Genomic DNA, 23,223 nt, shown 5'->3' on the forward strand with positions numbered 1-23,223 from the left:
AATCAGACATTCCTTCCTTTGCGTCTCCGTGCTGGTCGTCGGCAGCCAGAGCCAGGCGACGGAATTCAATTCGTCGTTCCTCGACATCGGCGGTACGAACAACGTCGACCTGTCGCAGTTCTCGCAGCCCGACTTCACGTTGCCGGGCGAATACATGCTCGACGTGCAGGTCAACGACCTGTTCTACGGGCTGCAATCGATCGAGTTCATCGCGCTCGACGCATCAGGCGCGGGCAAGCCGTGCCTGCGGCCGGAGCTCGTCGCGCAGTTCGGGCTGAAGCCGTCGCTCGTGAAGGATCTGCCGCGCTTCCAGGGTGGGCGTTGCGTCGACCTCGGCGCGATCGAGGGCGCGACCGTGCGTTACCTGAAAAGCGACGGGCGGCTCAAGATCACGATTCCGCAGGCGGCGCTCGAGTTCAACGATTCGACCTACCTGCCGCCGGCGCGTTGGTCCGAAGGCATTCCGGGTGCGATGCTCGACTATCGCGTGATCGCGAACACGAACCGCAACTTCGGCTCGGGCGGCGGGCAGACGAATTCGATCCAGGCCTACGGGACGGTCGGCGCGAACTGGGATGCGTGGCGCTTTCGCGGCGACTACCAGGCGCAATCGAACGTGGGGAACACCGCGTACGCGGACCGCACGTTCCGCTTCAGCCGGCTGTATGCCTTTCGCGCGCTGCCGTCGATCGAATCGACGGTGACGTTCGGCGACGACTACCTGAGCTCCGACATTTTCGACACGTTCGCGCTGACGGGTGCGTCGATCCGCAGCGACGACCGCATGCTGCCGCCGTCGCTGCGCGGCTATGCGCCGCTGATCTCGGGTGTCGCGCGCACCAACGCGACCGTGACGGTGTCGCAGGCCGGCCGCGTGCTGTACGTGACGCGCGTGTCGCCGGGCGCGTTCGCGCTGCAGAACATCAATACGAGCGTGCAGGGCACGCTCGACGTGGCGGTCGAGGAAGAGGACGGCAGCGTGCAGCGCTTCCAGGTGACGACGGCCGCCGTGCCGTTCCTCGCGCGCACCGGGCAGTTGCGCTACAAGGCGGCGGTCGGCAAGCCGCGCCTGTTCGGCGGCGCTGGCATCGCGCCGTTCTTCGGCTTCGGCGAGATCGCGTACGGGCTGCCGTTCGACATCACGGCCTATGGCGGCTTCATCGCTGCGTCGGGCTACACGTCGGTCGCGCTCGGCGTCGGCCGCGATTTCGGCGCGTTCGGCGCGGTGTCGGCCGACGTCACGCACGCGCGGGCGCGCCTGTGGTGGAACGGCGCGACACGCAACGGCAACTCGTATCGCATCAACTATTCGAAGCACTTCGACGGGCTCGATGCCGACGTGCGCTTTTTCGGCTACCGCTTCTCCGAGCGCGAGTACACGAACTTCGCGCAATTCTCGGGCGATCCGACCGCGTACGGCCTCGCCAACAGCAAGCAGCGCTATTCGGCGACGCTGTCGAAGCGCTTCGGCGACACGTCGACCTATTTCTCGTACGACCAGACGACCTACTGGGCGCGTGCGTCCGAGCAGCGGGTCGGCCTGACGCTCACGCGTGCGTTCTCGATCGGCACGCTGCGCAACCTGAACGTCAGCGTGTCGGCATTTCGCACGCAGAGCGCGGGCGCGAGCGGCAATCAGTTCTCGGTCACCGCGACGCTGCCGATCGGCGGCCGCCACACCGTCACGTCGAACCTGACGACGGGCAGCGGCAGCACCAGCGTGAACGCCGGCTACATCTACGACGATCCGGCAGGCCGCACGTATCAGGTCAATGCGGGCGAGACCGACGGGGGTGCATCGGCGAACGCGAGCTTCCGCCAGCGCACGTCGGCGTACCAGCTCACCGCGCAGGCATCGACGCTCGCCAATGCGTATGCGGCCGCGTCGCTCGAGGTCGACGGCTCGTTCGTCGCGACGCAGTACGGCGTGTCCGCGCACGCGAACGGCAATGCGGGCGACACGCGGCTGCTGGTGTCGACCGACGGCGTGCCCGACGTGCCGCTGTCGGGCACGCTTGCGCATACCGATTCGCGCGGCTACGCGGTGCTCGACGGCATCTCGCCGTACAACGTGTACGACGCGACCGTCAACGTCGAGAAGCTGCCGCTCGAAGTGCAGGTGACGAACCCGATCCAGCGCATGGTGCTGACCGACGGCGCGATCGGCTTCGTCAAATTCTCCGCCGCGCGCGGCAGCAATCTGTACCTGACGCTGACCGACGCGGCCGGCAAGCCGCTGCCGTTCGGCGCGTCGGTGCAGGACGCGGCGAACGGCAAGGAACTCGGCATCGTCGGCGAGGGCGGTGCGGCGTTCCTGACCCAGGTTCAGCCGAAATCCACGCTGGCGGTGCGGGCGGGCGAACGGACGCTCTGCACGATCGACGCACTGCCGAGCCAGCTCCAACTCGAAGGCACGCCGATTCCGGTGACGTGCCGGACGTCCGGCGAGTCGCATGCGGCGGCCGCGCGCGTCGAACGATGATTTCACGGATCCAGCGATGAACAATTCCTTTGCCCTTTCTTTCCCGCGGCGCGCGCTGTGCGTGCTCGCGGCCGCCGGCGCGCTGCTCGCGGGCGCCGCCCATGCGGCGATCGTGCCCGATCGCACGCGCGTGATCTTCAACGAAGGCGAACAGGCCGCGATCGTGACGATCACCAACAAGAGCACGACGTATCCGTATCTCGTGCAGTCGTGGCTGGAGGACGCGAAGGGCAACAGGGTCACGTCGCCGCTGATGGTCGTGCCGCCGCTGCAGCGCATCGAGGCGAACGAGCGCAACGTGCTGCGAATCGCGAAGCTGCCGGGCGCCGAGCTGCCGGCCGATCGCGAAACGGTGTTCTATCTGAACATCCGCGAAGTGCCGCCGAAGACCGACACGCCGAACACGCTGCAGATCGCGCTGCATACGCAGATGAAGCTGTTCTACCGGCCGAAGGCCGTGCAACCCGCCCGCGACGAGGACTGGACGCTGCCGATGACGCTGCGCGTCGACGCGGCCGCGCACAGGCTGGTGTTCGACAACCCGACGCCGTACCACGTGACGGTCGTCGACGTGAGCGCGGGCGCGCAGAAGACGCCGGTGCCGATCGAGCCGGTGATGGTGAGCCCGATGAGCACGGCCGACGTGCCTTTCAAGGCGGCGACGCCGTCGACGCTGTTCGTCACGCATATCGACGATTACGGCGGCCAGGTGGCGGTCGAATATGCGTGCGACGCGGGTGTGTGCAAGAGCGTGAAGCGATGAGCGGGCGCATGCGTCACCGGGTGTCGTCGGCGGCATGGTTGCGCTGGGTCGTACTCGTGCTGCTGGTCGCGGCGGTGCAGCCGGCGTGGGCGCTGCGCTGCCTGACCAACAGCGGCGCGACTTCGTTGACCGAGCCGATCGGCGGCGTGGCGTCGTACCCGACCGATGCGCCGGACGGCTATGTGATCTGGGTGTCGCCGGTGCGCACGACGTCGGGGTATTGCTACAAGGATCTGGGTGACGCCGGCAGCCTGAAGGTCGTCGACAACATTTACTTCTACGCGAATCCGAATCGCACGGACCCTGCCGCATGGGGGCTCGAGATCGGCATCCGCTACAAGGGCGTCGATTATTTCGACAAGACCAGCAATCGCGGCGGCGGGGTGTTTACCGGGTATGCGGTGCCGCCGTGCAGCCGGTACGACTTCGACCGCGGCCGTTGCCAGCGCACGAACATCAGCATCGACTATCAGGTCGTCGTGCGCAAGAAGGGCAACTGGATCCAGCCGCCGAGCGATATCTATACGGTGTTCCAGTTCGACGGCGAGTTCGGCCTGAATGCATTCGGCACGAGCTTCCAGTACCGCCTGAGCGGCCTGCGCAACCTCAAGCCGACGCCGTGCTTCGTCGACGTGTTGGTGACGCCAGAACCGGGCATCGTCAATTTCGGACAGGTGCAGGCGGCCGGTAGCGGCTTCCTGCCGGCGGTGCCGCGCAAGCGGTTCTCGTTGTCGTTGACCAAGAAGTGCAACGTCGCGGTGCGGGTGGACGGATATTTCGAAACGAGTTTTCCGGTCCAGAACGGTTTGCTGGTGCCGGCGAAGGACAGCAATTTCGGGATCGGCATCGAGGACAGCCAGGGCAAGGCCATTCCGTTCAACCAGCAGTTCACGCTGGCTCAGTTCGCGTCCAACGTGATGAATCAGAGCGTGTTGATGGACGCGGTGCTGAAGTCGTTCGGTCCGCCGAAGATCGGACGATTCGACGCGACGGCGACGATTCGGTTGTTTATCTACTGACGGCGGCGGGCGCGGCCGAAGCGGCGGCACGCGGATCGAGGGAAACGCCGGCGTGTCGGCGTTTATTCAAGCTCGCCGCCAGATGGTGCGGCCGGATGCGTCCCATCCGTCAAAACATGAATTCCGTCGATTGTTCAGACAAATCCCGACAACCGGAAGGGTCATCCTGTAATCGGATTGAGAATGATTTGCGTTTACGTTAAATTGCGCTATCTCGGAATTTGACGGAGCAGATCGATGGCGATGGCGGAAGTGCTCGACCGACCGGCGGCGGCAGCGGCGAACCCGTTCCTCGGCAGTTATCCGGACCTGCCGCCGCGCGCCGCGCCGCGTGCGCGCCGGGCGGCCGAGCCCCGTGCGCAGGGCGCGCTGCTCGATGTGCTGATCTCGCATCGCGCGATGCTCGTCAACGTCGCCCGCGGCTTCGTCGGCTGCGCGAGCCGCGCGGAGGACGTCGTGCACGACGTGTTCGTGAAGCTCGTCGAATTCCCGAACCAGGACGCGGTGCGTCAGCCGGTCGCGTACGTGACGCGGATGGTGCGCAATGCGTCGATCGACGCGTGCCGTCGGCAAAGCCTCGAAAACATCTATCACACGGAAGAGGACGACGGCTTCGACGTGCCGTCGCCCGAGCCGACGCCCGAAGCCGCGCTGATGACGCGCGACACGCTGCGGCGCGTGTGGGCCGCGCTGGACGACCTGCCGGCGCGCAGCCGGGCCGCATTCGAGATGGTGCGGCTGCGCGAGGAGACGCTGCAGACCGCGGCGCGCGCGCTGAACGTGTCGCAGACGCTCGTGCATTTCATGGTGCGCGACGCGGAGCGCCACTGCGCGGAATGCCTTGACGCGTGCCATCGCGGCGTCGCCTGCCCGGTGTTCCTGGGCGGCCGCGCGCGGCGGCGGTAAAAAAACGCGCCGGCCAACCGTCTATCAGACAGGAGCGGCCCAATTCGCCGCTCCGCCTCCTTCAACCGCCCAGCGATTTCCGATCATGACGCAAGCCCCGACGCCTTCCGCCGACACCGACGATCTCGTCTATACGGTCGTCATCAACGACGAAGAACAGTATTCGATCTGGCCGACGTTCCGGCCCGTGCCGGCCGGCTGGCGCGAAGTGGGCGTGAGCGGCCCGAAGGCTGACTGTCTCGCGCACATCGAGACCGTCTGGACCGACATGCGCCCCGCGAGCCTGCGCCGCGCGATGGACGGCGAGCGCGCGACGCGCGCGTCGTGACCCGTTGCGCCGCATGCGCGGCGCGCCACCTGAAGAGGACGTTGCATGACCCTGCTTTCGTTGCCGACGCTCGACGACCTGCGTATCGAGCCGGGACTGCCCACCGTCGTGTCGCCGCGCGGCAACGACGGGATGTCGATCGACGAGGTCGCGCCGCTCGCGCGCGAGATCGCGGCCGACACGCTCGAGAGGGCGGGCGGCGTGCTGTTCACGGGCTTTCGCGTGCCGTCGATCGACGCATTCCAGCAATTCGCGGCCTCGTTCGGCGATCCGCTGATCGGCTATGAATACGCGTCGACGCCGCGCAGCCAGGTCGAGGGCGCGGTCTACACGTCGACCGAATACCCGCCGCACCGCGCGATTCCGCTGCACAACGAGCAGTCGTACACGCGCGAATGGCCGCTGCGCATCTGGTTCCACTGCGCGCTCGCCGCGCCGAAGGGCGGGGCGACGCCGATCGCGGACAGCCGCGCCGTGTATCGCGCGCTCGATCCCGCGCTCGTCGCGCGCTTCGAGAAGCGCGAGCTGCTGTACGTGCGCAATTTCGGGCAGGGGCTCGATCTGCCGTGGCAGCAGTCGTTCGGCACCGACGAGCCGGCCGAGGTCGAGCGGATGTGCGCGGCGCGCGGGATCGAATGCGCATGGCGCACCGACGACGACGGCGAATTGCTGCTGCGCACACGCGAACGCTGCCAGGCCGTCGCGCGTCATCCGCGCACGGGCGATCGCGTATGGTTCAACCAGGCGAACCTGTTTCACCTGTCGGCGCTCGACGACGACATGCAGGAAGCGCTCGTCGACGCGGTTGGGCTCGAGAACGTGCCGCGCAACGTGTATTACGGCGACGGCGAACCGCTCGAGGCCGACGCGCTCGCGCAGATCCGCGGCGTGCTCGACCAGCAGCGCATCGTGTTCCCGTGGCGCACCGGCGACGTGCTGATGCTCGACAACATGCTGACCGCGCATGCGCGCGACCCGTTCGAGGGGCCGCGCAAGGTCGTCGTCGCGATGGCGCAGAGTTATACGGTCCCGCGCGACCGAACGGAGGATTGATGACGCGTAGTACCGCCGCGCTTGCCGCGCGCGGGCTGTCGGTGGGATATCGCGACCATGTCGTGATCGACGGGCTGGACCTGTCGATCGCGGCCGGCCGCGTAACCGCGCTGTGCGGACCGAACGGCTGCGGCAAGAGCACGCTGCTGCGCACGCTGGCGGGCCTGCAGCCCGCGCGTGCCGGCCATGTCGAGGTGAACGGCCGGCCGCTCGTGTCGTTTCGCCGCCGCGCGCTCGCGCGCGAGCTGACGATGCTCGCGCAGTTCAACCAGATTCCGTCGGGCCTCACGGTGCGCGAGCTCGTCGCGTACGGGCGCTATGCGTACGGCGGCTTCCTGCGCGGCCTGTCGCGGGCCGATCATGCGGCGATCGACGAGGCGCTCGACACGAGCGGCCTCGCGGGCGACGCGGAGCGCGACGTCGGCGCGCTGTCGGGCGGCGAACGCCAGCGCGCGTGGATCGCGATGGCGCTCGCGCAGCAGGCGCCGATCGTGCTGCTCGACGAACCGACGACCTACCTCGACATCCACCACCAGCTCGACATCCTCGATGCGCTGCGTGCGCTGAACCGCGCGCGCGGGCTGACGATCGTGTGGGTGCTGCACGACCTGAACCAGGCGGCCGCGTACAGCGACGAGATCGTGCTGATGCGCGCGGGTCGCCTCGTCGCGCAGGGCACGCCCGACGCGATGCTCGATCCCGCGCGGCTGCGCGCGGCGTTCGGCGTCGAGATGCTGAAGCTCGCGCATCCGCAGACGGGCGCGCCGATGTGCGTGCCGGCCTACGGGCCGTCGACCGACGGCGCGCCGCAGGCGGCCGGCGTTTTCGACCGGGATCTCGCGGTATGACGACATTCGCGATGCGCAAGCGCCTCGCGGCGACGGGCAAGCGGGCGACCGCAGGGCGGGCCGGCGCGATTGCGCTCGGTCTCGTCGTGCTGATCGCGCTGCTCGCCGCGCTACGGATCGCCCCCGATCTGCGCGTGTGGTGGGACGCGGCGCCCGGCAGCGATGCCGCCGCGCTCGCGCACGTGTTCCTGTTCGACCTGAATCTGCCGCGCGTCGCGGCCGCGCTCGTCGCGGGCGGCTGCCTCGGCATCGCCGGCGCGTTGTTTCAATCGCTCACGCGCAATCCGCTCGCGTCGCCCGACTTGCTCGGCGTGACGGGCGGCGCCCAGCTCGGCCTGCTCGCGGCGATGCTGGTGCCGGCGTTGGCCGGTGTCGCGTCGGTGCCGCTGCTGTTCGTCTGCGGGCTCGCTGCCGCCGCGTGCGCGATCGTCGCGGCGGGCGGCTGGCGCGCGACGCCGTTGCGGCTCGTGCTCGCGGGCAGCGTGTGCATGCTGCTGTTCGCGGCGCTGTCGACGCTCGTGCTTGCGTTCTTCGAGCAGAACATCGCGGGCGCCGCGCTGTGGACCAACGGCAGCCTGTACCAGCCGGGCGCGACGGGCCTCGCGCTCGCCGCGCGCTGGCTCGTCGTGCCGCTCGCCGCGCTGCCGTTCGTGATCCGGCCGCTGAATCCGCTCACGCTCGGCGACGACGCGGCGGCCGCGGCCGGCGTGCGCGTCGATGCGACGCGGCTCGCCGCGACGATCGTCGCGGTCGCGTTCACGAGCGTGGCCGTCAGCATCGCGGGCCCGCTGTCGTACGTCGGCCTCGTCGCGCCGAATCTGCTGCGCCAGATACGCGGCGCGCGCGCGGCGCGGCTCGGCGTGCTGGTGCCGCTGTCGGCGCTCGCCGGCGGCGCGCTCGTGCTCGTCACCGACAGCGCGGTGCTCGCGTCGGGCCTCGACGCGACGCTGTCGACCGGCGTCGCGATCGCGCTGGTCGGCACGCCGCTGATGCTCGCGATGATCCGGCGCGGCGCCGCTTGGTCGGGCGTGCTGCATGCGGATGCCGAACGCGCGACGGGCGGCGGCTCGACGCGGCTCGTCGGCTGGCTCGAACGGCTCGGCTGGCCGCTGCGCACCGCGCTGTTCGTCGGGGCGGGCGTGCTGGTTGTTTTCGTCGGCGTGTCGGCCGGCCCCGAGTGGCTGTCGCCCGCGCGCTGGTCGGCCGCGCTGTCCGGTCACGATGCGCTCGCGCGCATGCTGATCGACCTGCGCATGCCGCGCCTGCTGTGCGCGCTGCTCGCCGGCGCGTTGCTGGCCGTCAGCGGCGTCGCGATGCAGAGCGTCGTACGCAATCCGCTCGCGGGCCCCGAAGTGCTCGGCGTCACGCAGGGCGCGGGGCTCGTCACGCTGTTCGCGCTGTCGACGTGGCCGCTGATGGGCCATGTGACGCTTGCCGCCGCCGCGCTGGTCGGTGGCGGGCTGTCGCTCGCGATTACGCTCGCGCTGAATCACCGGCATCGCTACGCGCCGCTCGCGGTTGCGCTGACCGGCATCGTGATCGGCGCATTGTGGACCACGCTCGCGCAATGGCTGATCACGCAGGAAAGCGTGCAGCCCGCGCGCTTCGTCGTGTGGCTCGTCGGCGGCACGTATGGCCGCAGTTGGGGCGAGGTGTCGATGCTGCTGCCGTGGTGCGTGCTCGCGGTGCCGGTGTTCGCGTGGCTCGCGAAGCCGCTCGACATGCTCGCGCTCGGCGACGATCAGGCGGCCGCGCTCGGCCTGCCGGTGGCCGCGCTGCGGCCGCTCGCGCTGACGATCGCGACGCTCGCCGCGTGCGCGGCCGTCGCGGCGGTCGGGCCGGTCGGCTTCATCGGGCTGATGGCGCCGCACGTCGCGACGATGCTCGGCGCGCGCCGGCATCGCACACGGCTGTGGCTCGCGGCGGCGTGCGGTGCGCTGATCCTCGGCGTCGCGGATCTCGCGGCGCGCACGGTCGTCGCGCCGCGCGAAGTGCCGGCCGGCGTGCTGACCGCGCTGATCGGCGCGCCGTACCTGCTCGGGCTGCTGATTCTCGAGGGGCGCCGCGCCCGGCGCGCGGGGCGATGACGCCCGCGCTTGACGGCGCGCGCGCCACGCGCTTTTCGGCGTTCGCGCCGCAACCGTTCGCCGAACATCTCGACGTCGTCTGGCTCGGCATGCCCGACGATGCACACGTGCATGCGCCGGGCCGTATCGTCGTGCCCGTCGCCGAATTGCCCGCGCATCGCGACGCCGTGCTCGCCGCGATGGTCGACCATTACGGCGGTGATCCCGCGCAGCATGTGCGCGCGCTGATGTCGCAATGGAGCAAATACTATTTCGGCCGCGCGGCGCCGGCCGGCGTCGTCGCCGCGCTGACGCTCGGCCGGCCGCTCGACATGACGCCCGAGCGCACGTTCGTCGCGCTCGACGACGGGATGCCGGCCGCGCTGTATTTCGCGAACGATGCGCTCGGCGCGCCGTGCGACGAACCGGAGCCGCGCTATGCGGGGCTCATCGCGCATCTCGGCGCGGTGATCGAGCGGCTCGCGGCGATGGGCCGCGTCACGCCGCGCGTGCTGTGGAGCAACGCGGGCAATCTGCTCGATTATCTGCTCGATACGTATCGTTCGCTGCCGTGCGCGGTGGATCCCGTCCGCGATGCGGACTGGCTGTTCGGTTCGACCTGCGTGCGCGGCGAATCGAATCCGTTGCGCCAGCCCGTGCGCGATGCGGTGCCGCGCTCGCCGCTGCTGCCGACGCCGTTTCGCGCGCGCCGCGTGTGCTGCCTGCGCTACGAAATTCCTGGAGAAACGCAACTGTGTGGAAGCTGCCCCCTGCTACTGACGATGGACGACGCGGCGCTGGCCGAGCAGGACGCGTGCCGGTGACGCACGCCGGCCGCCGTCACGCGCTCGGCACGCTCGCGGCGGCACTCGGCGCCGCATGCTGCGGCGCGTTTTCCGCATCGGCCGCCGCGGCTTCCGTCGCCGGCGATGCACGTGGTACACAGGGCGCCGTGTCGCTGGCCGGCAATCCCGTCGTGTCGCAGGCCAGCGCGAAGATGCCCGTGCGGCCGCAGCGCGTGGTCGCGCTCGACTTCATGTTCGCGGAAAGCGTGATCGCGCTCGACCTCGTGCCGGTCGGGATGGCCGATACCGCGTTCTACCCGGGCTGGCTCGGCTATCGCAGCGAGCAGCTCGCGCACGTGACCGACATCGGCTCGCGGCAGGAGCCGGGGCTCGAGGCGATCGCGGCGGTCAAGCCGGACCTGATCATCGGCGTCGGTTTCCGGCATGCACCGATCTTTGATGCGCTCGATCGGATCGCGCCGACGATCCTGTTCCAGTTCAGCCCGAACGTGTCCGAAGGCGGCGTGCCCGTCACGCAGCTCGACTGGATGCGCCAGATCTTCCGGACGATCGGTGCGGTGACGGGCCGCGATGCGCGCGCGCAGGCAGTCGAAGCGCAACTCGACACCGGTATCGCGCGCAATGCGGCGCGGCTCGCGGCCGCGGGCCGCCACGGCGAGCGCGTCGCGCTACTGCAGGATCTCGGCCTGCCCGACCGTTACTGGGCCTATACGGGCAACAGCACGTCGGCGGGCCTCGCGCGCGCGCTCGGGCTCGATCCGTGGCCGAAGAAGCCGACGCGGGAAGGCACGCTGTACGTGACGTCGGCCGATCTGCTGCGGCAGCGCGACCTGGCCGTGCTGTTCGTGACCGCGTCGGGGATGGACGTGCCGCTGTCGGCGAAACTCGATTCGCCGGTGTGGCGTTTCGTGCCCGCGCTGAAGGCGCACCGGATCGCGCTGATCGAGCGCAACATCTGGGGGTTCGGCGGCCCGATGTCGGCGCTGAAGCTGGCCGACGTGATGACCGATACGATGCTGAAGCTGCCGGCCGTGCGTTGAGCGCGCGGCGCGCGTCGAGCCGCGGACGATGCTGCGTTTGACGGGCAGGGCGTTGCGACCGACCTCACGACGCGCGGTTTCCACCTTTCCTTTTCACCACGCGTCAGCAACATTCCCCGCTGAAACGACAATCGCCGACACACTGCCAATGAATGCAGCGTGCCGGCGATTTTTCTCGTCGACCGTCGTGTTGGGTTACGCGCTCAGCGCATCGACGCCATCCTGCGCACGCAGGCGCGCCGGTTGCGTATCGCTGACGATGCGCCCGTTGTCGAGCTTCAGCAGACGGTCGGCGAGATCGAAGTAGCGGTCGTCGTGCGTGATCACGATCACGGCCTTGCCGCGTGCGCGCAGCTCCGGCAGCAGTTGCTCGTAGAACACGGCCTTGAACGACGGGTCCTGATCGGCCGCCCATTCGTCGAACAGGTAGAACGGACGATCCTCCAGATACGCGACGACGAGCGCGAGCCGCTTGCGCTGCCCGGTCGACAGCGCGCGCGTGGAGAACGCGCCGTCGACGACCTTCACCTTGTGGTCGAGCGCGAGTTTCGCGACGAGCGCGTTGGCCCGCGCATCGGCCTGCGCGCGCGACGGATCGTCGGGGTCGACGATGCCGAGCAGCGCATCGAACAGGTGGAAATCGTTGAACACCGCGCTGAAGCGCTGCCGGTAGGCCGCGCGCTCGCGCCAGCCGATCGTGCGGCCGTCGACCTCGATCGTGCCTTGCTCGGGCTCGTAGAGCCCCGTCAGCACCTTCGCGAGCGTCGTCTTGCCGCTGCCGTTGCCGCCGACGATGAACACGAGCTCGCCCGGCTTGATCGTCAGGTCGATCGGCCCGATGCTGAACATCCGTTCGTCGCGTTCGTGGAAATACGCATGCGTGACGCCGCGCAGCGTGACGGCGCCGGCCGGCGGCACGTCGGGCGCATCGGCCGCGGGCGGCACCGTGCGCAGCGCGCCGAATTCGGCCATCACGCCTTCGATGCGCGTGAGCGACACGCGCGCCGCGTTGACGGTCGGCAAGTTGTTCAGCAGGCCGTCGAGCGGCACGAGCATGAACAGGAACACGACGACGTAGCCGGCGGCCGCGGCCGGGTCGGCATGCACGCCGAGCTGCGGCCAGAACGACGCGACGCCGAGAAACACGTAGAACAGGAAGATGATCCAGCCGACCCCGACCGCATACGCGCTGAACGCGCGGCGGCGGTGGTCGCGCACCTCGCCGATCGCGGCGCCGAGCTGGCCGTCGACGAACTGGCGGGCGCGTGCATCGTGCAGCTTCAGTTCCTTCGCGCCAGAGAACAGCGAGCCGAGATAGCCGAACAGACGGTCCTGCGCCTGGCCGGCGGCTTCGAGCGCCGCGATCGCGCGGCGGTCGCCGGTGTGATAGCCGAGCGAGCCGGCGATGATCGCGGCCAGCGCCAGCAGGCACACGGGCCAGGACAGCCACGCCAGATAGCCGAGGCAGCCGAACACGATCGAGCCGTGCATGACCAGGTTCGGCAGCGCGAAGAACAGCATCGACACGTTGGTCGCGTCGTCGGTCAGCACCGACTGCACGGGCGCCGCGCCGATGCGCTCGATGTCGCGCAGTTCGGCCGCGCCGACGCGCCGCGCCAGATGCACGCGCAGCCGCGCCATCGTGTCCTGCGACAGCCGGGCGAACAGCGTGCCCGACACGATCCGCGTGACGAGCGCGATCACCGCGCACAGCGCGAAACGCCACGCGAGCGCCGCGTCGGCGGCGCCCGGTTGCGACAGCGCGCGGTTCAGCGTCGCGACGAGCAGCACGCTCGCGACGCCGTTCAGCACGCACGCGGTGAGCGCCAGCGTGAGCGACACGCGGCTTTCGCGCAGCAGCGCGAGGATCAGGCGCGCCGCGGGGCGGCCGGGGGAAGCGTCGAGGGACGGCGGGGAAGAAGGCTCGTGGGCGGCTGTCATCGGCAACGTCGGTAAAGGGAGGGCAGGCAATAACGCGAAAACGGCAAATCTGACGCGAAAGCGGCGGGCGGGGCGAGCCCCGTTGCGGCTTTCCTCCCTGATAGACGAACGGGCCGCGCAAATATTTAGTCCCATCGTCAAAAAAAGCGGTCGCACGCACTTTGCGCGCAAAACGGTAAAAAATCGGCTGCGTCGTTCGTCACACCAGTGAAGCCGCCCCTCGCGGCCCCGAGACTTGGCCGAAGCGGCCGGACCGAAGGACTTCACGCACATGACGAGTTTCCCGACTGCGCTGCATCACCGAATCCGCGAACTGGCGCGCCTCGCGCCCGACGCACCCGCCATCGCGGTGCCTTTCCAGAACGACCTGCGCCTGTCGCGCGGCGCGCTCGACGCACGTGCATCGCAACTCGCCCGGCAACTGCGCGCGGCCGGCGTCGGCGCCGAAGTGCGGGTCGGCGTGTGCGTCGAGCGTTCCGGTGAACTGTTCGTCGCGCTGCTGGCCGTGCTGAAGGCCGGCGGCGTGTTCGTGCCGCTCGATCCGCGCCATCCGGCCGCGCGCCTCGACTGGATCGTGCAGGATGCGCAACTGCGGCACGGCATCGTCGACGCCGCCGGCCGCGCGGCGCTCGGCACGCCGTTCGAACACGCGTTCGACGTGGCGGCCGAAGCGTCGGGCGTCGCGCAGGATCACGCGTTCGACGACGATGCCGTGGCCGTGCACCCGCGTTCGGCCGCGTACATGATCTATACGTCGGGCTCGACCGGCACGCCGAAGGCGGTGGTCGTCGAGCACGGGCCGCTTGCCGCGCACTGCGACGCGCTCGCGGCCGCGCTGCCGATCGAGGCGGGCGACCGTCTGCTGCATTTCGCGTCGGTCAACTTCGACGCCGCGCACGAATGCTGGCTCGCGCCGCTCGCGGTCGGCGCCGGCATCGTCGTGGCGCCGCCGCAGCCGTTCGCGCCGGACGCCGCGCATGCGCTGATGGTGCGCGAAGCGGTCAACGTCGCCGCATTTCCGCCTGCGTACCTGCGCGAGTTCGCGGCCGTCGCCGCGCGCGACGGCGTGCCGCCGGCCTTGCGCGTGCTCGCGTTCGGCGGGGAAGCGCTGCCGCAGCAGGCATTCGAATTCGTGCGCCGCACGTTCCCGGCCGTGCGCCTGATCAACGGTTACGGGCCGACCGAAGCCGTGATTTCGCCGATGCTGTGGCCGGTGGAGCCGGGCGAGACGCCGGTGCTGGCTGCCGACGACGCGTATGCGTCGCTGCCGATCGGTCGCGTGATCGGCCCGCGGGTCGCGCGCATCGACGGCGCCGACGGCGACGGGGTGGGCGAACTGCTGCTCGGCGGCGTGTGCATCGCTCGCGGTTATCACGGTCGCCCGGCGCTCACGGCCGAACGTTTCATTCCCGATGCGGACGGTGAGCCCGGCGCGCGCGTCTATCGCACCGGGGACCTCGCACGGCTGCGCGACGACGGCGCGTTCGACTATCTCGGCCGCCTCGACGATCAGGTCCAGGTGCGCGGCGTGCGCGTGGAGCCGGCGGAAATCGCCGCATGCCTGCGCTCGCACCCGGCCGTGGCCGACGCGGCCGTGCTGGCCGAAACCGCCAACGGGCCGACGCGGCTGATCGCGTGCGTCGCGCTGCGCGCGGCGGCCGACGATGCCGCATTGAAGGCGCATGTGGCCGCGCAATTGCCGGCCGCGTGGCAGCCGCACCGGTTCGTGCGTTGCGATGCGCTGCCGTACACGCTGAACGGCAAGCTCGACCGTGGCGCGCTGCGCGAGCGGATTGCCGCCCAGCGGATTGCCGCCCAGCAGGCTGCCGCCGCGCGCGACACGACGCAAGCCGCGGGCGATGCGCCGCGCACGCCGACCGAACAGCAGATCGCGGGCCTCTGGCAGACGCTGCTGGGCCTCGACGTCACGCCATCGCGCGACGATCGCTTCTTCGCGCTCGGCGCCGATTCGCTCGCCGCGATGCAGTTGCAGGCCGCGATCCGTGCCGCCGTGCGCGTGAACCTTCGGCTCGACACGCTGTTCGCCGACCCGGCGCTCGCCGAACTGGCCGAAACCGTCGATCGCGCGGAGCGCGAGACCGGCGAACCGCTGGCCACGATTGCCGCGCGCCGCACGCCGGCCGATTCGGCCGTATCGGGCGCCCCATACGTCGATCGCGCGGCATCGCTCGCGCAGCAACGCTTCTGGGTGCTCGCGCAGACGCGTGACGCGAGCGCCGCGTATCACATCGCCGCGCACTGGACGATCGACGGGGCGCTCGACCGCGACGCGCTGCAGCGCGCGCTCGATCACGTGATCGGCCGTCACGAAGCATGGCGCACGACGCTGGTCGACAACGACGACGGCGTCGTGATGCAGCGGATTCATGCGCATCTGCCGGTGTCGATCGCCGCCGTCGATCTGCGCGACCAGCCGCCGGCCGCCCGCGACGCGCAAGCCGCGCGTCTCGCCGAGCGCGACGCGGCCGCGCCGTTCGACCTCGCGCGCGGCCCGCTGCTGCGCGCGACGCTCGTCGTGCTCGCCGACGACCGTCACCGGCTGCTGCTGACCGCGCATCACGCGATCACCGACGGCTGGAGCTCGCGCTGCGCGTTCGACGAACTGTCGGCTGCGTATCGCGCCTATGCCGAAGGCCGCGAACCGTCGCTGCCCGACTTGCCGATCCAGTACGCCGACTACGCGGACTGGCAGCGCGACATGCTGGCCGGCGGCGAGGGCGAGCGCCAGCTCGACTACTGGCGCGGCGCGTTGCGCGACGTGCCGGGCCCGCTCGCGCTGCCGGTCGATCGCCAGCCGGGCGCCGTGCGTACGCTGCACGGCGCGCGCGTGTCGGTGCGCCTGCCCGATGCGGTCGCGGCCGACGTGCGGCAACTCGCACGCGACGCGCAGGCGACCGTCTTCACGGTGCTGCTGGCCGCGCTCGACGCATGGCTGTCGCGCGTGACCGGCGAAACGGACGTCGTCGTCGCGGTGCCGGTCGCGCATCGCCAGCGCCCCGAAACGCGCGCGTTGCTGGGTCTTTTCCTGAATACGGTCGCGCTGCGCGTGCGCGTGGCGCCGACGCTGCCGTTCCGCGCGCTCGTCGACGCGGCGCGCATCGCGGCGCTCGATGCGGTCGCGCATCAGGACGTGCCGTTCGAGCGCGTCGTCGATGCGGTGAAGCCGCCCGTCAAGCGCGGCGACGAATGGCTGCGCGTGAAGTTCGCGCAGCAGTTCGACGCCCGGTACGACAGCGTGCTGCCGGGCGCGACCGCGGTCGCGACGCCGGGGCCCGATCTCGCCGCGCGCTTCGACTTCGCGCTGGATTTCACCGACGACGCGAACGGGATCGAGCTGGTCGCGGCGTATGCGACCGACTGCATCGATGCCGATACCGCGCGCGCATGGCTCGACAGCTATGCGGCGCTCGTCGCATCCGCCGCGCGTGAACCGCACGCCACGACGGCCGCGCTGCCGTGCGATGCGTCGGCTGCATCGCGTCAGCCGCGCGACGGCCGTGCGCTGCGCGTCGAACACGCCGACATCGTCGCCGCGTTCGCACGGCAGGCGGCCGCGTATCCGCATCGCGTCGCGCTTTCCGACGCATCGGCATCGCTGACGTTCGCCGAACTCGACGACGCGTCGAACCGCATCGCACGCGCGCTGGCGCAACGCGGCGTGGCCGCCGAAGCGGCGGTCGTCGTCTGCATCGAGCGTTCGGCGCGTTTCGTCGTCGGCCTGCTCGGTGCGCTGAAAGCCGGCGCGCTGGCCGTGCTGCTCGACCCCGCGCAGCCGGCCGCACGCCTCGCCGCGGCCGCGGCCGACTGCGGCGCGCGCTGGGCGCTCGTCGCGCAGCCGGCCGAGTGGCCGGCCGGCATCGACGCGCAGCCGCTCGACGTCGACGCGCTCGCGCAGGACGCGACGCTCGCCCATGCGGCCGGAGTGCGCGTCGCGCCGCACCCGGAGCAGGGTGCGTACCTGATCTATACGTCGGGCTCGACCGGCACGCCGAAGGGCGTCGTCGTCTCGCACGGCGCGCTGGCCGATTATGTGCAGGGGATGCTCGACGAACTCGCGTTCGCGCCCGACGCATCGTTCGCGATGGTCTCGACGGTCGCGGCCGATCTCGGCCACACGACGCTGTTCGGCGCGTTGTGCGCGGGCCGCACGCTGCACCTGCTGCCGGCCGCGTGCGCATTCGATCCGGACCTGTTCGCCGACGAAATGCGCCGCCGTGAAGTCGGCGTGCTGAAGATCGTGCCGAGCCATCTGCAAGCGCTGCTCGACGCGCGCGTGCCGGCCGACGTGCTGCCGCGCCACGCGCTCGTGACGGGCGGCGAAACGCTCACGTGGGCGCTCGTCGCGCGGCTGGCCGCGCTCGCGCCGGCCTGCCGCGTGATCAACCATTACGGGCCGACCGAAGCGACGGTCGGCGCGATCGCGTGCGATACGGCGTCGATCGCCGCCGACGCGCGCGATCCCGCGAGCGGCGTGCCGCTCGGGCTGCCGCTGCCGAATGCGCGCGCGCTGGTGCTCGACGCGTTCGGCGCATGCGTGCCGGCCGGCGCGACGGGCGAGCTGTACCTCGGTGGGCCGGGCGTCGCGCGCGGCTACCTCGGGCGCCCCGCGCAAACCGCCGAGCGCTTCGTGCCCGATCCGTTCACGCCCGGCGCGCGGCTGTATCGCACGGGCGACCGCGTGCGGTTGCGCGCGGACGGCCGCCTTGCGTTCCTGGGCCGCATCGACGATCAGGTGAAGATTCGCGGCTACCGCGTCGAGCCGGGCGAGGTGAGCGCGGCCGTGCGCGCGGCCGGCCCGATCGCGCAGGCCGAAACGCTCGCGATCGAGCACGATGGCCGCCTGCGGCTCGCGACGTTCGTCGTGATGCGCGACGGCGCGGCGTTCGACGAAGCCGCGGTGCGCGCCGCGCTCGCCGCGACGCTGCCCGACTACATGGTGCCCGCGCAGTTCGTCGCGCTCGCACGCCTGCCGGTGACGGCGAACGGCAAGATCGATCGCGCGGCACTGCGCGAACGGGCGGCGTTGCCGGTCGCGGCCGCGCCGGGCGATGCGCCGCAGGGCGCCGTCGAGACGGTACTTGCCGACGTCTGGCAGGCCGTGCTGAAAGCGCCGAAGGTCGGCCGCGACGACAATTTCTTCGAGCTCGGCGGCGATTCGATCCTCGTGTTGCAGGTGATCGCCCGGGCGCGCAAGCGCGGCGTGCGCTTCACGCCGAAGCAACTGTTCGACGGGCCGACCGTCGCCGAACTCGCACGCGTCGCGAAAACGGACGACACGGCCGGCGCCGCTCAACCCGTGGGCGCGGCGGTAGCGACCGCAACTGTCACGCCGGCCGCCACGCCGATCCTGACGCCCGCGCAACAACGCTTCTTCGCGCTCGATATTCCGCACCGCGGCCACTGGAACCAGTCGGTGTCGTTCGACGTGCGCGGTGCGTTCGACGCAGACGCATTCGCACGCGCCTTCGACGCGTTGCTCACCCATCACGACGCATTCCGCCAGCGCTTCGCACGCGGCGCCGACGGCACGTGGCACGCGAGCGACGCGGCGAAGCCGTACGACGCGCTGCCGTTCGTCGAAGTCGCCGCACGCGACGAAGCCGACGCGCTGGCCCGCTTCGACGCGCTGCAACGCCGTCTCGACCTCGGCAACGGGCCGCTCGCCTGCGCGTGCGCGGCGCGGCTGCCGGACGATTCGACGCGACTGTATCTCGCGATTCACCATGCGATCGTCGACGGCGTGTCGTGGCGCATCCTGCTCGACGACCTGGACACGGCCTACCGCGCCGCATGCGAACGCACGCCGGTGCGCCTGTCGCAGCCCGGCCTGCGCGCGGACGCCTGGGCCGCACGGCTCGCGCGTGCCGCGACGGAACCGGCGTCGCCGTTCGCGGCCGAAGCCGCTTACTGGGCCGGCATGGCGCAGGGTGACGACATCGCGCCCGATCACCCCGACGCCGTGGCCACGAACGCCGATGCGGCCGTCGTCGTGCAGACGATCGACCCGGCATTGACCCGCGCCGCGCTGACCGACGCGCACGCGGCCTATCGCACGCAGACGATCGAACTGCTCGGCGCGGCGCTCGCATTGGCGCTGGCCGGCGCGCGCGGCGCCGCGTCGTGCCGGGTCGAACTCGAAGGGCACGGCCGCGAAGCGCTGTTCGACGACGCGGACGCCACCCGCACGATCGGCTGGCTGACGAGTCATTACCCGGTGACGCTGCCGGTCGAAGCAACGGCCCGCGACACGCTGTGCGCGGTGAAGGACACGCTGCGCGCGGTGCCGCACAAGGGGCTCGGCTTCGGCGTGCTCGCGCACTACGGCGATGCTGCCACGCGCACGGCGCTGGCCGCCGTGCCGCGCCCGCGCGTCACGTTCAACTATCTCGGCCAGTTCGACGCGCCGCGCGATGCGACGCTCGTCCCGCGATTCGGCGGCACCGGCGTCGAGCGCGATCCGAACGGGCCGCTCGGCAATACGCTCGCGATCCATGCGTACCTCGACACGGATGGCGACGGCGCGCGCACGCTGAAGGTGCACTGGGTCTACGGTGCGCCGCAATTCGAACGCGCGACGATCGACGCGTTCGCCGAACGCTTCGCAACCGCGCTGCGCGAACTCGTCGAGGCATGCGCGTCACGCATCGCGCATCGCGGCGCCGGCGCGACGCCGGGCGATTTCCCGCTCGCGCAGGCCGCCGGCCTCACGCAGGCCGCGATCGAACGCGCACCGCTCGACTGGCGCGCGATCGACGACGTGTATCCGCTGTCGCCGATGCAGCAGGGCATCCTGTTCCATGCGCTGTTCGCGCCCGGCCACGCGAGCTACGTGAACCAGCTCGTCGCGACCGCGACCGCGCTGGACGCCGACCGGCTCGCGGCCGCGTTCGACGCGTCCGTCGCGCGTCACGACATCCTGCGCACGAGCGTGATGCCGGACGAAGCCGCGCCGCTGCAATGCGTGCATCGTCACGCGCGCATGCCGGTCGAGCAGCTCGACTGGCGTACGCGCGGCGACACCCTCGACGCCGATTTCGACGCGTGGCTCGCGGCCGACCGCACGCGCGGCTTCGACTGGCGCGAGCCGCCGCTGATGCGGCTCACGCTGATCCGCGTGACGGACGACGCATGGCGCGTCGTCTGGACGCGCCACCACGTGCTGCTCGACGGCTGGAGCACCGCGCGCCTGCTCGCCGACGTGCTGCGCGACTATCGCGACCCGGATGCCGTGTCGCCGTTCGCGAGCCGCCCGGCGCTGCGCTATCGCGACTTCATCGCATGGCTCGGCACGCGCGAGCGCGACGCCGACGAACGCTTCTGGACCGAACGCCTCGCGCGCCTCGACGCACCGACGCTGATCGCGGAACGCACGGCCGATCGCGCGGAGGCCGAGATGGCCACGTGGCGCGCGACGCTCGACGCCGACACGACGGCGCGCGTCGCGCAGACGGCCCGCGCGCTGAAGCTGACCGTCAACACGCTGGTGCAGGGTGCGTGGGCGCTCGCGCTGCAGCGGATGACGCACCAGCCGGCCGTCGCGTTCGGCGCGACCGTCGCCGGCCGTCCCGATGCGCTCGCGGACGTCGATTCGGTGCTCGGTCTCTTCATCAACACGCTGCCGGTCATCACCGCGCCGGCGCCGCAGCAACGCGCGGCCGACTGGCTGCAAACGCTGCAACGCGAGAACGCGGCGGCCGCCGAACACGCGCACACGCCGCTTGCCGACATCCAGCGCTGGGCGCGCGGATCGGGCGGCGCGTTGTTCGACACGCTGGTCGTGTTCGAGAACTATCCGGTGGACGACACGGCGCGTGATGCCGATCCGCGCGCGCTGGCGTTGAGCGACGTACGCAGCATCGAAGCGACCGATTTCGCGCTGACGCTCGTGATCGAAAGCGGCGCCGAACTGACGATCGACTACGGCTACGACACCGCGCGCATCGACGCACGTCAGGTCGAGACCTGGCATCGCGCGTTCGCCTGCGCGCTCGACGCGCTGGCCCGTACGCCCGACGCGCTGCTCGGCACGCTGTCGATCGCCGACGATGCGACCCGCGACGCGCTGGCCCGCGCGCACGACACCGCACATGTCTGGCCGATCGAACGACGCCAGCCGCTACACCTGCAATTCGCCGACGCGGCACGGGCGACGCCCGACGCGATCGCGCTCGAATACGCGGACGCTCAAGGCCGCGTGCAGCGCGCGACCTATCGCGAACTCGACGCCGCCACGTCGCGCATCGCCGCCGCGCTGCGCCGGCGCGGCGTGCGGCCGGACACGCCGGTCGCGCTGTGCGTCGAGCGCTCGTTCGACATGGTGATGGCGCTCGTCGGCGTGCTGAAGGCCGGCGCCGCGTACCTGCCGGTCGATCCCGACTATCCGGCCGAGCGTATTGCGTACCTGCTGCGCGACGCGCAGCCGGCCGTCGCGATCACGCAGGCGCATCTGCGCGAGCAGGTCGAGGCCGCGCTGGGCGAGGGCGCCGATACGCGACTGCTGACGGTCGCCGACCTGCTGGCCGACGAAGCCGGCGATATCGATGGCGAAACCGCCGCGGTCGACGATGCGCAGCTCGCGTACCTGATCTACACGTCCGGCTCGACCGGCAAGCCGAAGGGCGCCGGCAACACGCATGGCGCGCTCGCGAACCGGATCGCGTGGATGCAGCACGCGTACCGGCTGACGCGCGACGACGTCGTGCTGCACAAGACGCCGTTCGGCTTCGACGTGTCGGTGTGGGAATTCGTGTGGCCGCTCGCGATCGGCGCGACGCTCGCGATCGCCGCGCCGGGCGACCACCGCGATCCGGCGCGTCTGGCCGCGGCGATCCACGCGCACGGCGTGACGGTGCTGCATTTCGTGCCGTCGATGCTCGCCGCGTTCGCCGCGCATCTCGACGATTTCTCGGCCGCCGCGCAATGCGACAGCGTGCGTCTGATCGTCGCGAGCGGGGAGGCGCTGGCGCCCGAACTCGTCGCGAAGATGGCGCGCCTGTTGCCGAACGCGACGCTCGTGAACCTGTACGGGCCGACCGAGGCCGCGATCGACGTGTCGCACTGGACCTGCGGCCCCGACGACGCGCAAGCGGTCGCGGTGCCGATCGGCCATCCGATCGCGAACCTGCAACTGCACGTGCTCGATGCCGCGTGGCAGCCGGTGCCGGCCGGCGCGACCGGCGAGCTGTATCTCGCGGGCGCGGGCCTCGCGCGCGGCTATCTCGGCCGGCCGGCGCTGACCGCCGAGCGCTTCGTGCCCGATCCGTTCGTGCCGGGCGCCCGCATGTACCGCACCGGCGACCTCGCGCGCCGGCGCGCGGACGGCGCGCTCGACTACCTCGGGCGTGTCGACACGCAGGTGAAGCTGCGCGGCCAGCGGATCGAGCCGGGCGAGATCGAGGCGCTGCTGCGCGCGGCGCCCGGCGTGAACGATGCGGTCGTCATCGTGCGCGACGAGCAACTGATCGGCTATGTCGCGCGCGGCGACGCGGGCGCGCTCGACCGTGCGGCGCTGCTCGACGCGCTGCGCGCGCAACTGCCGGCGTACATGGTGCCGTCGCAGTTGATCGAGCTCGACGCATTGCCCGTCACGCCGAACGGCAAGTGCGACCGCCATGCGCTGCCGGCGCCGGTGCGTGAAGCGGCCGAAGCCGCCGAACTCGCGACCGATACCGAGCGTGCGCTCGCGGCAATTTGGCAGCGCGTGCTGCGCGTGGACGCGATCGGCCGCGACGGCGATTTCTTCCTGCTCGGCGGCCACTCGCTGCTCGCGACGCAGGCTCACGCGCAGGCGAACCTGCACTGGGGGCTCGCGCTGCCGCTGCGCACGCTGTTCGACACGCGCACGCTCGCGCGCTGCGCGCAAGCGATCGACGCGGCCTGCGCGGCGCGCGGCGAGACCGATGCGGCGAGCGCGATCGACGCGCTGCTCGGCGAACTGGAAACCCAATAAG

At 70.8% G+C, this 23,223-nt stretch carries 12 protein-coding genes; 11 read left to right on the plus strand and 1 reads right to left on the minus strand.

The window, feature by feature from the left end; genetic code table 11:
* The first annotated feature begins 28 nt into the window (after positions 1-28).
* From CFB35_RS08065 to CFB35_RS08110, 10 genes are all read left to right on the plus strand, one after another.
* Positions 29-2,482 (plus strand): fimbria/pilus outer membrane usher protein, encoded by a 2,454-nt coding sequence (locus CFB35_RS08065; RefSeq protein WP_089464735.1) that lies wholly within the window; start codon positions 29-31, stop codon positions 2,480-2,482.
* A 16-nt stretch (positions 2,483-2,498) separates the two neighbouring features.
* Positions 2,499-3,245: a molecular chaperone gene (locus CFB35_RS08070; protein ID WP_089464977.1), complete on the plus strand. Its 747-nt coding sequence runs from the start codon at positions 2,499-2,501 to the stop codon at positions 3,243-3,245.
* Positions 3,242-4,264 (plus strand): fimbrial protein, encoded by a 1,023-nt coding sequence (locus tag CFB35_RS08075; RefSeq protein ID WP_089464736.1) that lies wholly within the window; start codon positions 3,242-3,244, stop codon positions 4,262-4,264. Before CFB35_RS08070 ends, CFB35_RS08075 begins: the two co-directional genes overlap by 4 nt.
* A 237-nt stretch (positions 4,265-4,501) precedes the next feature.
* Positions 4,502-5,170: an RNA polymerase factor sigma-70 gene (locus tag CFB35_RS08080; protein ID WP_059584111.1), complete on the plus strand. Its 669-nt coding sequence runs from the start codon at positions 4,502-4,504 to the stop codon at positions 5,168-5,170.
* Positions 5,171-5,255: 85 nt separating this feature from the next.
* The gene (locus CFB35_RS08085; RefSeq protein WP_006476052.1) at positions 5,256-5,498 is read left to right on the plus strand and encodes an MbtH family NRPS accessory protein; all 243 of its coding nucleotides are present in this window, start codon (positions 5,256-5,258) and stop codon (positions 5,496-5,498) included.
* Between the two features lie 45 nt (positions 5,499-5,543).
* A complete protein-coding gene (locus CFB35_RS08090) occupies positions 5,544-6,551 on the plus strand; it encodes a TauD/TfdA family dioxygenase (RefSeq protein WP_059643292.1) in 1,008 nt (335 codons plus the stop codon).
* Positions 6,551-7,399, plus strand: a complete 849-nt coding sequence (locus CFB35_RS08095; RefSeq protein WP_089464737.1) for an ABC transporter ATP-binding protein — start codon at positions 6,551-6,553, stop codon at positions 7,397-7,399. Before CFB35_RS08090 ends, CFB35_RS08095 begins: the two co-directional genes overlap by 1 nt.
* A complete protein-coding gene (fhuB, locus tag CFB35_RS08100) occupies positions 7,396-9,486 on the plus strand; it encodes a Fe(3+)-hydroxamate ABC transporter permease FhuB (RefSeq protein WP_089464738.1) in 2,091 nt (696 codons plus the stop codon). The genes CFB35_RS08095 and fhuB overlap by 4 nt, the downstream gene beginning before the upstream one ends.
* Complete coding sequence (fhuF, locus tag CFB35_RS08105) at positions 9,483-10,289, plus strand: siderophore-iron reductase FhuF (RefSeq protein ID WP_089464739.1); 807 nt, start codon at positions 9,483-9,485, stop codon at positions 10,287-10,289. Before fhuB ends, fhuF begins: the two co-directional genes overlap by 4 nt.
* Positions 10,286-11,311, plus strand: a complete 1,026-nt coding sequence (locus CFB35_RS08110) for an ABC transporter substrate-binding protein (RefSeq protein WP_089464978.1) — start codon at positions 10,286-10,288, stop codon at positions 11,309-11,311. Before fhuF ends, CFB35_RS08110 begins: the two co-directional genes overlap by 4 nt.
* Before the next feature lie 195 nt (positions 11,312-11,506).
* On the opposite strand, the gene CFB35_RS08115 is transcribed toward CFB35_RS08110, so the two are convergent.
* On the minus strand, positions 11,507-13,252 hold the full coding sequence (locus CFB35_RS08115) for a cyclic peptide export ABC transporter (protein ID WP_059643301.1): 1,746 nt from the start codon (positions 13,250-13,252) through the stop codon (positions 11,507-11,509).
* 271 nt (positions 13,253-13,523) lie between these two features.
* Between CFB35_RS08115 and CFB35_RS08120 the strand changes: the two genes are divergently transcribed.
* On the plus strand, positions 13,524-23,222 hold the full coding sequence (locus CFB35_RS08120) for a non-ribosomal peptide synthetase (protein WP_089464979.1): 9,699 nt from the start codon (positions 13,524-13,526) through the stop codon (positions 23,220-23,222).
* Position 23,223: the final 1 nt, after the last annotated feature.

This window comes from Burkholderia sp. AU16482, assembly GCF_002223285.1.
GTDB classification, from domain to species: domain Bacteria; phylum Pseudomonadota; class Gammaproteobacteria; order Burkholderiales; family Burkholderiaceae; genus Burkholderia; species Burkholderia semiarida.